Consider the following 13,014-nt stretch of genomic DNA (forward strand, 5'->3'; position numbering starts at 1 on the left):
GTGACATAATGGAAGCGAAAAAGGTCCGTGTTTCCCAGAGATCCCCCATTTTGTATAAAAGCATTGGCAACGTTCGTTTTGGAGGGGAACTTGGAGAAGGCCTGAAATAATTTAACGGCTTTTAAATAGCATATAACTATCATATAATAGAAATATCATATTTTTTTTGACCGGGAAGGGATGTACACTGTCTTGAATGAGAGCGCCTACATCTTTTCTTCAAATATTAACGTGTAAGGACGGTAAACATGAGCAACCGACAAACCGAAACAGACGTTATTTTAATTGGTGCCGGAATTATGAGTGCGACTCTGGGAACATTGCTGAAGGAATTGGTGCCGGACTGGAAAATCACTGTGTTTGAGAAGCTGGCAAGCGCAGGGGAAGAAAGCTCTAACGAATGGAATAATGCGGGGACGGGGCATGCTGCGCTGTGCGAGCTTAACTACACAGCTGAACGACCGGACGGTTCTGTAGATATTAGCAAAGCGATAGACGTGAATGAGCAGTTTCAAGTTTCTATGCAGTTTTGGTCTTATCTGGTGAATGCCAATCTGATTCGTAATCCGCAAGATTTTATCATGCCATTGCCTCATATGAGTTTAGTGCAAGGGGCAGAAGATGTCGCGTATTTGAGAAAACGTTATGAAACGATGTCCAATCACCCTCTGTTTCAAGGGATGGAGTACTCCGATGACCCGAAACAGCTGATGGAATGGATTCCGCTGATCATGAAAGACCGTACATCGAATGAGCCCATAGCGGCCACGAAAAGTGACTCGGGTACGGACGTTAACTTTGGCGCTTTAACGCGCATGCTGTTCGAGCACTTAAAGAATCAGAACACCGATATCAAATACAAGCATAGCGTGGATGATATCAAACGCACGAGCGATGGCTCATGGGAATTGAAAGTGCGGAATGATCACGGTCAAGTCGAGCGCCATACCGCCAAATTCGTCTTCATCGGCGGCGGCGGCGGAAGTCTGCCACTGCTTCAAAAATGCGGTATCCCTGAGGGAAAACATACCGGAGGCTTCCCGATCAGCGGACTGTTCATGGTCTGTAACAATCCTGAGGTTGTAGCGGAGCATCATGCCAAAGTATATGGCAAAGCGAAGGTGGGTGCGCCTCCGATGTCGGTTCCGCATCTGGACACCCGATTCATTGATCATCAGAAATCGCTGCTCTTCGGACCTTTTGCCGGCTTCTCGCCAAAGTTCCTGAAGACCGGTTCCATGTTTGACTTATTTGGTTCGATCAAACCGAATAATGTGCTGACGATGCTGGCCGCAGGTGCCAAGAACCTGTCATTGACCAAATACCTGGTCCAGCAAGTCATGTTGTCCAAAGAAAAGCGCATGGAAGAGCTGCGCGAGTTTATCCCGAATGCCAAGATCGAAGATTGGGATATGTTGGTGGCCGGTCAACGTGTGCAGGTAATCAAAGATACGGATATCGGCGGTAAAGGAACGCTTCGATTCGGTACGGAAGTGGTTAGCGCCGCTGACGGATCGATTGCAGCCTTGCTGGGCGCTTCTCCAGGGGCTTCCACCGCTGTTTCGGTTATGCTGGAGGTTGTCGAAAAATGCTTCCCGCAGCATGTTAAAGCGTGGGAGCCGAAAATAAGGGAAATGATTCCTTCCTATGGCTTGTCGCTATCGGAGAATCCGGAACTTATTCAAGATATGCACGCTTCCACCGCGCAGGCGCTCGGTCTGAACAGTAATTCGAAGCTTCAAATCGCGCGTTAAGGGGCATTAGTCCAATAAGCATCACAGGAGAGCAGAACAACCAGGTTCTGCTCTTTTTTTTGCATAAAAAAACCCCGATTCGACCGGGGGGATTATTTATTTAGAAGGGCTGCCGCTTCCAACTTGCGAAGGGGCAGCCCAGGTGTAATCATTTATTTATTTCCCTTACGTACCTTGAGCAGCTTGCCTTTCACTGTGGTGTTCTGCATCATCTCGAGTACCATAGGACCTTTGCCATTGAGTATCTCCACATCGGTCACAAAATCAAAAATGGTAATGATCCCGATGTCATCCGCGGTGATCCCATCCAGCTTCGCAATCGTTCCAACGAAGTCCACGGCGCGAAGCTTTTTCTTCTTGCCGCCATTGAAATTAAGCTTCATGATCTGCTGGTTCAGCTGCTCACGCTTGTCTTTTTTCAGCTTAGGCCGAATATTCAGCTTGCGTTCGAACGCTTCCCGGCATTCATCAACCTTCTCTTCAGAGGGAGCGGTCATCTTCGGAATAGCAAAGCCAATATACGCTTCGATATCGGCTAATCTCCCGGAATCCCTTGGGGTGACGAGGGTAATAGCACTGCCGGTCTGGCCGGCTCGCCCCGTACGTCCTGTGCGGTGTACGTAGCTTTCCTTCTCCAGCGGGATATCGTAGTTGATGACATGAGTGATATTGGAGATGTCGATCCCCCTGGCAGCAACGTCGGTCGCAATGAGATAGCGGAATTGCCCTCGTCGGAATGCGTGCATCACTTCGAAACGCTCTTCCTGCTCCATGCCGCCATGAATTCGATCACACGGGTACCCGAGATCAGCCAGCGCCCGGAATAGGGTATCTACATGCTCTTGTGTCCGGCAAAACACAATGCAGCTGTCTGGATTCGTGGTGATAAGCAGATTTTGCAGAACAGCGAGTTTATCCGCCTCTTTGACCTGGACCTGAGCGTGGTCAATCGTCGCAGTTGTGAGCCCGCTTGCCTTAATCTCGATCTGCTCCGGGTGATTCATGTACTTGTGGGCGAGTTTAGCCACATCCTCGGGAAACGTAGCCGAGAACAGCATGGTCACCCTGTTGCGAGGGAGGGCTTGAATGATCGACTGTACCTGCTCAATAAAGCCCATGTTCAGCATCTCATCCGCTTCGTCGATGACGAGATGCGAGATCCGATCCAGTGACAGCGATCCGCGCTCTATATGGTCCAGCACCCGCCCCGGCGTGCCTACAACGATATGCGTTCTTTGCTTGAGCTCGGCTTTTTGCATATGAAAGGGATGTCTCCCATACAAGGGAGTCGCCTTGATTCTCTTGAAGCGTCCAATATTCGTAATGTCCTCGTTGACCTGTAGGGCAAGTTCACGGGTGGGGGTTAGGATTAAGGCCTGCGGCTTATTCTCATTCCATTCCACTTGCTCACAGAGCGGAATGCCGTAGGCGGCGGTTTTGCCGCTGCCGGTCTGGGATTTGACAACAAGATCCCGTTTCTCCAGCGCAACGGGTATGACCTCTGTTTGCACCTCGGTTGGTGTCGTGTAGCCAAGACTATCGAGCGCTCTCCTAATCTCTTCACTTAATGGATAATCTGTAAAACGCTTGTCGCTCATCATTAACCTCTTCTACGTTATATTCGAATACCTATTTATACAGGCTTATACCATGCATTTATCGTATACCTATCTATTATACTCCGAATCTTTCGGTTGTATTTGTTTTATCCAGAAATCAGGGGGTTCATAGACAATGAGGGAGTAGTCCAGTTCATGGCCTTGAGCAGTTGCTAATTGAACGAGCAGTTTTTTATTTAGATCAAAAGGTCGTAAAGCGCTCGTTTTTATCGATATTACCTGGACCCCGTCCCGTGAAGGCTTCCCACTGAGAACGATTTGATTGCCATGTGTGTACACATATGTAACCGTTGTCTGAAAAACAACGATATATAGATCAAGGTCCGTTCTATTCTGGAACACGGGGAACTCAATGCCTACATTTTGCTTAAAGTCTAATTCGCTGGAGATTCCGATGTCATATGTTGTGAATAATCGGTGAAGCGCATAATGTATGCGCATAGGCATGTAGCTCCATCGGCCACCCCAATAGGTGCTATGCCAGTGTTCTTCATATACAGGTCTTCGAAAGTCCGGATCATTCTTCAGTATTATAAAGGGAACGGCCGTACCTTTCTGGAGAACCTCTGAAATCGGGATGATGTCTTTAGGATAGAATGAGTCATCAATTATATCTTCTGGCCATTCCATAATGGTCTGGGGCTTGGATGGTTCCAATCGTTCTAAACGATGTTTAACATCCTCGCCCTCTGGAGAGGGACAGGCTGGAATGGTATAATCTCAGAAAGAATGATTAGAGTGGGAGGCATGAACGATGAGTGAGGAGCTTTTGGAGCAGCTGGAAGAGTGGCATGAAGAGGATGAATATGAAGAAATTGTCGATGCCATTATGGAAATTCCCGCAGAAGAACGGGATTATGTGCTGATCAGCCATTTGGGCAGAGCGATGAGTAATCTTGAGCGTTATGAAGAGGCAGTTGAGCAGTTCTTGCTGATTGCAGAAGAGGGTAAGGATGATCCGCTGTGGCATTACCGCATAGGTCTTGCTTATTACTATCTGGAGCAATATGAGGACGCCCGGAGAGCGTTTGAAGTGGCTGATCACTTGGAGCCCGGTGATGAGGATACTTTAGAGTTTCTGGAATGGATTCGAAACAAAACTGCTCCGAAGCCTGTAGTGGAATCTGCGGTTATGGCCTATACGGATCCTGACGTGCTGAGCTTTTGGAATGATAGCGCCCCTGCGGCAGAGAAATATGTTTCAGCCCCGCCGACAGATGATGTAATTGAGTCGGTGGAGGAAGCACTGGTCTTCAAACTGCCCGCATCTTACGTAAATATGATGAAATTACATAATGGGGGGATTCCCCACAATCGGTATTTCCCTCTGGGAGAAGCAACAGCTGAGGGAAAAGACGCCATTGAGATTTCCGGTATTCTGGGAATTGGACGAGAGAAGAAAAAATCATTGGCCGGAAGCTTAGGCAGCCGATTTATGATTGAGACGGGCGGTTATCCGGAGGTTGGCGTGGTCATATGTGACTGTCCTTCAGAATCCGAGGTCGTCATGCTGGATTACCGTTCATCCGGCAACGACGGGGAGCCCGAGGTTATCCATGTGGATAAAGGACAGGATTACAAGATCACCCGGCTTGCCGTAAACTTCGAGGCCTTCATTAACGGATTGGTGAGTAAGGGGTAGCAAATATCCAGAAACATTCGATTTACAACGCAAGAAAATGCCTCTACAAAAAGGCCCAACTTCTCTGTAACTGTATAGAGGAAGTAGGGCCTTTTGCGTTATGAACCATAAATTGATGTAAACTGAGCCTGTGGAGGAAGCCGTTCATGCATTCATGGAGTTTGATAGCAACATGAAGGAAGATCGGTGTTTTGTACACAGACGATTGATGGTCTGGGTTGCAGACGAGGAGCAACATGATTTTCAAATCCACGGATTTTACCAGCACCATGGGTAGTGCTGCAGATCCACCCATGCGTAATGCAATTTTTTTCATGTCCTAAAATATTCCAACCTATGCTAAAATGTAAACAAAACAGAAACGTTAGGGAGGCATTTATTTTGATAGGGCGCAGTGGGAATCCAATACTCAAGGAAGAAACGTTTGAGAAGAGTGGGTATTACAATGACCAGGAAACGATGACGATTGGCGGAACGGTGAACAAATCGTTCATGCTGCTCGCGCTGCTGATCGGGGCAGCGGTCATTTCGTGGGTGATGTTTTTCAACGGGTATGAGGTATTCCCGTTCATGATCGGCGGAGCGATAGGCGGTTTTGTCCTGGCGCTGGTCATCAGCTTTGTGCCGAAGGCAGCACCGTATTTGGCACCAATCTATGCGGTTCTGGAAGGCTTCTTCCTTGGGGCATTGTCCGCACATTACGAATATCTGTACTATGGAATCACGCTGCAGGCGGCCTTACTGACGATGTGCATATTCCTGGGCATGCTGCTCGCTTATAAGACAGGTCTGATCCGGGCGACCCCAGGCTTCAAAAAGGGAATTATTGCAGCCACGATCGGCATTGCGCTTGTATATCTGCTTAGTATGGTTCTGGGCCTGTTTGGTGTAGCCGTGCCTTACCTTCATGACAGCACCCCGATCGGCATCGGGATTTCGATTGTCATCATCATCATAGCTGCACTGAATTTCGTGCTCGACTTTAACTTCATCGAAGAGGGAGCACAGCAAGGCGCACCCAAATATATGGAGTGGTACGGTTCCTTCGGTCTCTTGGTTACCCTCGTATGGCTGTATATTGAAATCATCCGCTTGCTCTCGAAGCTGGCGAATCGGGATTAACGCTTTATTTTAGAATGTGAATGATCGCTGTCGGGATGTCCTCGGCAGCGATTTTTTAATATATGGGATGGGGCATGGGTCCGCAGAATAATTAATTCTCGAAAGTAAAACCCTATAAAGTGCGACTTGTGTTTAAATAATAAGTAGGGTAGATATCGTCATCATTAAACTGCGTGAAGAAGGAGATCCCATGACAGACAAGAAAGCCATGATAGATATAGGTTGGAATTTAGACAACAGTTATGCTCAATTGCCGGAAACTTTTTTTACAAAACAGGCTCCCACGCCTGTGCGTGCACCGGAATTGATTGTGCTTAATGCGCCACTGGCGGCATCTCTTGGTTTAAACGCCAAGGCACTGCAAAGCCCGGAGGGTGCAGCCGTGTTGGCGGGTAACGAAATGCCCGAAGGAGCCTTGCCGCTGGCACAGGCCTATGCCGGGCACCAATTTGGGTATTTTACGATGCTCGGTGACGGCCGGGCGGTTCTGCTGGGCGAACAGCTCACGCCGCAGGGCAAACGGGTGGATATTCAGCTTAAGGGTTCAGGCCGGACACCATATTCCCGTGGAGGGGATGGCCGGGCGGCTCTAGGCCCGATGCTGCGCGAATATATCATCAGTGAAGCCATGCATGCCCTGGGTATTCCGACCACCCGCAGCTTGGCGGTCGTGTCCACCGGTCAGCCTGTTACGCGTGAAAAGGATCTGCCGGGTGCGATTCTGACCCGCATAGCGGCCAGCCATCTGCGCGTCGGTACGTTTCAGTATGTAAGGGGGGCGGGGACAACCGAGGATCTGCGAATTCTCGCGGATTATACCCTGCAGCGGCATTACCCGGATGCAGAGCCTGGAGCTGGTGCTAACCGCTATCTGGTCCTGCTGCAGGAAGTTATCAAGCGCCAGGCCGCTCTTATTGCCAAGTGGCAGCTCGTAGGTTTTATTCATGGGGTCATGAACACCGATAATATGACCCTGAGCGGCGAAACGATTGATTATGGTCCTTGTGCTTTCATGGATACCTTTGATCCCAATACGGTATTTAGTTCTATAGATTCCCAAGGGCGCTACGCCTATGTCAACCAGCCCTATATTGCGGCGTGGAATCTTGCCCGATTGGCGGAGGCCTTGCTGCCGCTGCTGCATGAGGAGGAGGAGCAGGCTGTCAAGCTGGCCGAGGGTGCCATCGGCGCATTTACCGATCTGTATCATGAGCAGTGGCTCGCAGGCATGAGAGCCAAGCTGGGAATTTTTCATATGGAGGAGGAAGACGAAGCCTTGATTGAGGATCTTCTCAAGATGATGAAAAATCATCAGGCCGACTACACCAACACCTTCCGTGCTTTAACCTTTAATAAGCTGGAGGACACGCCTTTGCAAGGCACACCGGAGTTTGCCTCCTGGTATGAGCGCTGGCAGGCCAGACTTGGCAGGCAGCAGGAATCGTGGGATGATGCCCGCGAGCTTATGCGCAGCAGCAATCCTGCCGTCATTCCGCGCAACCATCGGGTGGAGGAAGCGCTGGAAGCAGCAGAGCAGGAAGGGGACTACAGCGTGATGCAAGAGCTGCTGGACGTTCTGGCAGAGCCTTATGCGCATTCCCCGGAGCAGGCGGAATATGCAGTCGTGCCTAAGGGGTCCCGTCCTTACCGGACCTATTGCGGAACGTAAGGGAATAGAGGGTCAAGCAAGGAAGCTTCTTGCTTGACCCTTTTTTATATGGGCTCAGCCTTGTCCATCTGTTACTTCCGAATTCCGCATGAATTCAAATACAACACAAAAAAGCCCCTGGACCTAGAGTCCAAGGGCTGTATATCGTATGGCTATTTTATTCGAGACCTTATTCAACATCATAGCAGAACCGAAAGAAACAGTCTATATTTTTGCCCGGAAATACCATAGAGTGAGGAAGCCGGCAAAACAAATGAACGGGAGCGTGGTTTCATGGGGTGGACTTGTCATCTCGATCAAGCGGATTTACAGGAGTATGTCGAGAAGGTTCTGGGTACCGGTTATGTTGTGGCGGAAGTGACGAGGATGCATGGTGGCGCGCAGAAGGTCGTCTATAAGATTCATTGCGATAACGGTTTTGTCTGCGTGCTGTATGTGTGGGATTTAACGATGAATTATTTTCAGGAAGAAATAGCGAACGAGCATGATGTGCACGAACGGTCCTTTGGCGCTTATTCGTTTGAAATGAATAACAGATGGCTAAGGGAACACGGCATTTTAACACCTGCTCTGTATGACCTTCATGTCCATACGAAACAGAGCCGTTACCCGTTTGACTATGCTCTTGTTGAGTATATCGAGGGACAGAAGGCGGAGGCTTATGTTCAGCACCCGGATCAACGGGTCCAAGATGAGGTGCTGGAGCGGCTGGGCGACATGATCGCAGGTATGCATGCACATCAAAGACAGATCTATGGAAAACCTGATCCAAGCGAAGGGCGGCGCCAGGAGCCGTGCCATCTTATGCAGCTGGATAACGCCAAGAAACAGCTCTCATACGTTGTCTTGCATCATGCAGCGATCCGAGACCATCACGACAGGCTGATTGCTATATTGAATGAGCTTGAATCCAGAATAGATTCCCGTAAGCGGTACGGTTATATCCATGGGGAGCTGGGACCGGACCACGTCTTGGTCACGGAACGCTTCGAGCCGTATCTTATTGATATTGAAGGTGCGCAATTCTTCGACACCGAGCATGAACATACGTTTCTTGAGCTTCGATTCGGAGAGAGCTACCGGTATTTCAGACCAACCGGGCTGGATCCGAACCGAATGTTATTCTACCGCCTGCATCACTACATCTCGCTAACCTCGGGCGGCTTGAAGCTGCTTCACCGCGGGTTTCCCGATCCGGCCTTTGCTCGAAGCCTGGCCGATTACCATGCCCGGAACACCCTGCGATTCATAGAGGAATGGAGATGATCCTCGAGGAGGGTGGCCGTGGCAGGCGGATCGGACTTACAATACGGTTCAACGGTGCCGTAATGAGCACTTACCGGAGCCTGCAACACCTGCAACAGCATAAACAGCCGATGATCTGCATGTCATGCAATCATCGGCTGTTTTGTTAGTAGTGGTGATCGGCGCTTGGCTCAAGAAGCTCAAACCTCGCTCTATTACTTGGAGGCCTGTTGCTTCTCGTTCAAATGCTCGGTCAGGAATGTTATGATTCCGTCCTCCGCATCCTGGGAGTACTGCCAGACCATCGCGCCGGCGAGGTCCTTGTTCTGGATGTAGTTGACCTTTTCCTGCAAGGCCTCCTTATCCTCGTAACTGATGAAGGTATTGCCGTTAAAGAGGTAGGCGGCCTTGGCTTTGTTGTCATAATAACGCTTGAAGCCGTTTTTGTTCAGGTAGGCTTTCTCGATCTGTTTGTAATTGAGATTTACCTTGTCGATGTCAATCGGCGTTCCGGGTGCGAAGAGACCATCTTTGCTGCCCTTGACCTCCTTGACGTTCTTCCAGCCGTACGAATAGGCAGGGACACCCAGCAGCAGCTTCCTGCTGTCGATATCGTGGTCCAGGTACATGGAGATGATCCCGTCGATGGAGTGCTTGGATTTCCCCCTGCTGTCCACGTACAGATTGGAGTTGAACCCTGTGGTGTCCGACCACTTGCCGGTCAGGTCATAGGTCATCACGTTGATGTAATCCACGTATTTCTCCACTTTTTTGACCTCAACATTGTCGAAATACCAATCCTGTGTCCCCGAGGCGAAGGTCAGCAGGTACTTCTTGTTCTTATGGGGCAGACGGTACAGCTTCTCCCGCAGTTCCTTCATCAGACTGGTGAAATTCTTCGTATCCTCAGGGCGTGCTTTCTGTGTATTCCAGGCATGGAATGCCGGATACTCCCAGTCAATATCTACCCCGTCGAGATCCAGCTCCTTGACCATATGGATGATACTTTCCGTGAACAGATAGCGGTTCCCGTCCAGGGAAGCATCGGAGAAGCCGTCTGCACCATAGCCACCGATCGCCAGCACCATCTGGGTCTTCGGATTATGCTTTTTCAAATTCTTGATATTTTCTTTGATCTGGTTGTTGGTGGTGCTGTCTTCATGGAAATAGAGGTCCGTTCCCTTAATCTTGGCAAAAGCGATAAAAGCGATGTCGACGCCCTTCTCTGACAGCTTGATATTCTTGTAGTCCTGCCAGGCCTCCACGTATACAGCCGTTATCTTCCGGTCTTCCGCCGAGGAGATCTGATAGAAATATAAGCCCATGCCCCCAAGCAGCAGCACGATAAACATCTTGGTATATATCGTTATTCTCATCGTAGTTAACCCCGCCCGCCGAATAGAATGTAGGTTGCCGTTTTACTTAGGTTCAGCACCTTGACGGTGATGTAGCTGATGGCGAAGATGATGGAGATATTCACGATCAGGCTGAGGGACGCTTCCAGAAACGTAGCCTCGACCTCGGTTCTGCCGGACAGCATCATCTCCACCAGCAGGTGAATCAGATAGATGCTGAAGCTGGCCCTGGAGACCGAACTGATCAGCTTCTGGATTTTGTGGTTTACTTGATCGCTGATCGTGGCTTCCTTCTCCTTGAAGAAAACAAACAAGCCGACCGCCATGAAGAAGGTGGTCATGGAATAGTTGCCGTAGAACATCTCATCCAGCACACCGCTGCGCAGCGAGACAAAATAAGTGGCTACCGGCGTGAGGAAGAACGAGACGATGCCCAGATTGTATAATATGTTTTTGAGCTTTAGCGGCAGCTCGTAATGGAACAGATAGTACCCCAGTATAAAATAGCCCAGGAATCCCATGAAGAACGGAATGTTCATAATCGGAATGTTAATATATTGATCAGTTGCCCGGAATACCGTGTCCGAGATGAAGCGATACGCAATGCTGACGATAAACCATAACAGCAGGTAGTACCTGAGATCCTTCTCGCTGCAGGATTTGATAAACTTGCTGATCAGCGGTACCGTCATATAGATGGCAATAATGGCATACAGGAACCAGAGATGCACATAATTCCGGTCGGTCAGCAGCCGATAACCGAAATCGACCACGAACTCATAGGCGTTCATGCGGCTTCTCATAATGTAGTACTGATTGTACAAGCCATAGATGAGCGACCAGGTCAGGAGGGGAATGAGCAGCGGCAGCACGCGCTTCACGTAGAATTCCCGGTAGGTCGTGATTTGGGTTCGGAGAATCATGGCGCCGCTGATCATGAAGAATACCGGCACGGCGAAGCGGGAAATGGAATTAAACCCGTTGCTGATCCACCATGAGGAGGAATTGAAGTCATTCGTGCTGGTCAGCACCTCCGCTGTATAATGCAATATAATGACGGCAACGATGGATAGAATTCTTAGAATATCTACGTATACGATTCTTTTATTTGGAACCATGCTGTTTGAGCAGCCTCCTTCTTCATGACTTAATTCGATCCTGCGGCGATGTTCTGGCTGATGGTAGCAACGCCTTTCCGCTCCACGAAGCCCCAGCCCTCATCATTGTCAAAATATTTAAATGTGCCCGCAATATTGATGTACAGCAGCAAATTCCGGTAGGTTAACAGCTCCACTTGGCTGAACAGGAACATTCTCATATAATCCATAAACGTATACGTACTGCCGTACTTACGGCATAAGTACAAGGAAATGATGACCTGGGCCGCATTGAGCAGCACGCTTATAAGCAGGAACAGGATGGCATGCAGCAGGTTTCCGCCAAAGATCAGCGTCTGCCCCAGATAAAATATCGTGGTAAATGCCGAGAGGGTTCCCAGCATAAACCCGTCAATAGCAAAAAACAGGCTCACGCTGACGCTGAATTTCTGGGACAGCCTGGACCAGTAGATCAGGATGCAATCAACAAATGCCTTCTGCCAGCGAATCCGCTGCTTATAGAAGTTCTGGAGATTCTCGGGGCATTCGGTATAACATACCGCTTCGGGCGCGTATACCAGCTTTTTCTTCAGTCGATTGGCTTTGATATATTCATGAATTTTCAAGGTAATGTCGATATCCTCGCCTACCGTGCTGCGGAAGCCGGCCACATGGACCAGAACGTCCTTGTAAAAGGCACCAAAGGCACCTGAAATCACAACGATCGAATTAAAATGCGATTGCGTAAGTTTGCGGACATAGAAGCCGTGCGTATAATTGATGATCTGGCTCTTAATGAGCCCTTTTCCACGAAATTTCTCCACAATCGCACCGTTCTCATCCCGCACAGCACCCTGCACAATCTTGACGGTACCGCCAAGCGCAATGATGTCGTCATCATGGAAATATTGATTCACATACTTGAGCGAGTCGGCTTCCAGCATGCTGTCTGCATCCAGGGTAATCACGATATCCGAGGCGGCATAATCGATGCCCGCATTCAGCGAATCCGCTTTTCCGCCATTCTGCTTGTCGATAACATAAATATGGTGGTAGAGATTGGAACGATAGAATCCTTTGATCGGTTTATAAGTCAGCTTGTTGTCTGCCGGCCTGTCATCCGGCTGTAAATCCAGCAGCTCGTCAAGCGTGGACATCGTCCCATCCTTGGAGCCGTCGTTGATGATCATGATCTCATAGTTGCTGTAATGCAGACCGGCCATGGCATCGATGCAATTTCGGATCGTCAGCTCCTCATTGTAGGCGGGAACGAGCACCGAAATTGATTTTTCGTCCATATCCGCATTCAGCTTCTTCACTTTGCTGCATAGCAGCGGAATTACCGTATACAGGGCTTGAAACACCAGGAATACACCGGCTAATCCATAAAAAAAGTACTCCAAACTCCTCACTCCTCTCTTCTCTATCTCTCTGTGTGATGAAGACCAGTATGGTGCGCCAACTCTATGGGGTTTGAGGTGAATCGGCGCTTTCTCTATATCGATCAATGT

9 protein-coding genes are annotated in these 13,014 nt (G+C 49.3%); 5 read left to right on the plus strand and 4 right to left on the minus strand.

The genetic code is table 11. The features are described from left to right. Positions 1–248: 248 nt before the first annotated feature. The gene (mqo, locus tag M2277_RS21390) at positions 249–1,754 is read left to right on the plus strand and encodes a malate dehydrogenase (quinone) (RefSeq protein ID WP_006207227.1); all 1,506 of its coding nucleotides are present in this window, start codon (positions 249–251) and stop codon (positions 1,752–1,754) included. A gap of 152 nt (positions 1,755–1,906) precedes the next feature. On the opposite strand, the gene M2277_RS21395 is transcribed toward mqo, so the two are convergent. Further along, entirely contained in the window at positions 1,907–3,352 is a 1,446-nt protein-coding gene (locus tag M2277_RS21395) for a DEAD/DEAH box helicase (RefSeq protein WP_006207226.1), read from the minus strand. Between the two features lie 775 nt (positions 3,353–4,127). Between M2277_RS21395 and M2277_RS21400 the strand changes: the two genes are divergently transcribed. The 4 genes from M2277_RS21400 to M2277_RS21415 all read left to right on the plus strand — a co-directional run bounded on the left by M2277_RS21400 (position 4,128) and on the right by M2277_RS21415 (position 9,072). Further along, the gene (locus M2277_RS21400; RefSeq protein ID WP_006207224.1) at positions 4,128–5,015 is read left to right on the plus strand and encodes an SMI1/KNR4 family protein; all 888 of its coding nucleotides are present in this window, start codon (positions 4,128–4,130) and stop codon (positions 5,013–5,015) included. Between the two features lie 381 nt (positions 5,016–5,396). Then, positions 5,397–6,137: a Bax inhibitor-1/YccA family protein gene (locus M2277_RS21405; RefSeq protein WP_006207222.1), complete on the plus strand. Its 741-nt coding sequence runs from the start codon at positions 5,397–5,399 to the stop codon at positions 6,135–6,137. Between the two features lie 190 nt (positions 6,138–6,327). Continuing rightward, entirely contained in the window at positions 6,328–7,806 is a 1,479-nt protein-coding gene (locus M2277_RS21410; protein WP_006207221.1) for a protein adenylyltransferase SelO, read from the plus strand. Between the two features lie 273 nt (positions 7,807–8,079). Beyond that, positions 8,080–9,072 carry an aminoglycoside phosphotransferase family protein gene (locus M2277_RS21415; RefSeq protein WP_006207220.1) on the plus strand — a complete coding sequence of 331 codons (993 nt, stop codon included), beginning with the start codon at positions 8,080–8,082 and terminating at the stop codon, positions 9,070–9,072. A gap of 194 nt (positions 9,073–9,266) precedes the next feature. Here the strand turns inward: M2277_RS21415 and M2277_RS21420 are convergent, their stop codons facing one another. From M2277_RS21420 to M2277_RS21430, 3 genes are read right to left on the minus strand one after another with little or no spacing between them, the layout of a single operon-like run. After that, positions 9,267–10,427 carry a glycoside hydrolase family 18 protein gene (locus tag M2277_RS21420; protein WP_006207219.1) on the minus strand — a complete coding sequence of 387 codons (1,161 nt, stop codon included), beginning with the start codon at positions 10,425–10,427 and terminating at the stop codon, positions 9,267–9,269. Positions 10,428–10,432: 5 nt separating this feature from the next. Beyond that, positions 10,433–11,524 carry an acyltransferase gene (locus M2277_RS21425; RefSeq protein WP_006207218.1) on the minus strand — a complete coding sequence of 364 codons (1,092 nt, stop codon included), beginning with the start codon at positions 11,522–11,524 and terminating at the stop codon, positions 10,433–10,435. 29 nt (positions 11,525–11,553) lie between these two features. Beyond that, on the minus strand, positions 11,554–12,906 hold the full coding sequence (locus tag M2277_RS21430) for a glycosyltransferase family 2 protein (protein ID WP_280755488.1): 1,353 nt from the start codon (positions 12,904–12,906) through the stop codon (positions 11,554–11,556). Between the last annotated feature and the right edge of the window lie 108 nt (positions 12,907–13,014).

Source organism: Paenibacillus sp. LBL, assembly GCF_029893715.1.
Taxonomy (GTDB): domain Bacteria; phylum Bacillota; class Bacilli; order Paenibacillales; family Paenibacillaceae; genus Paenibacillus_AQ; species Paenibacillus_AQ glucanolyticus.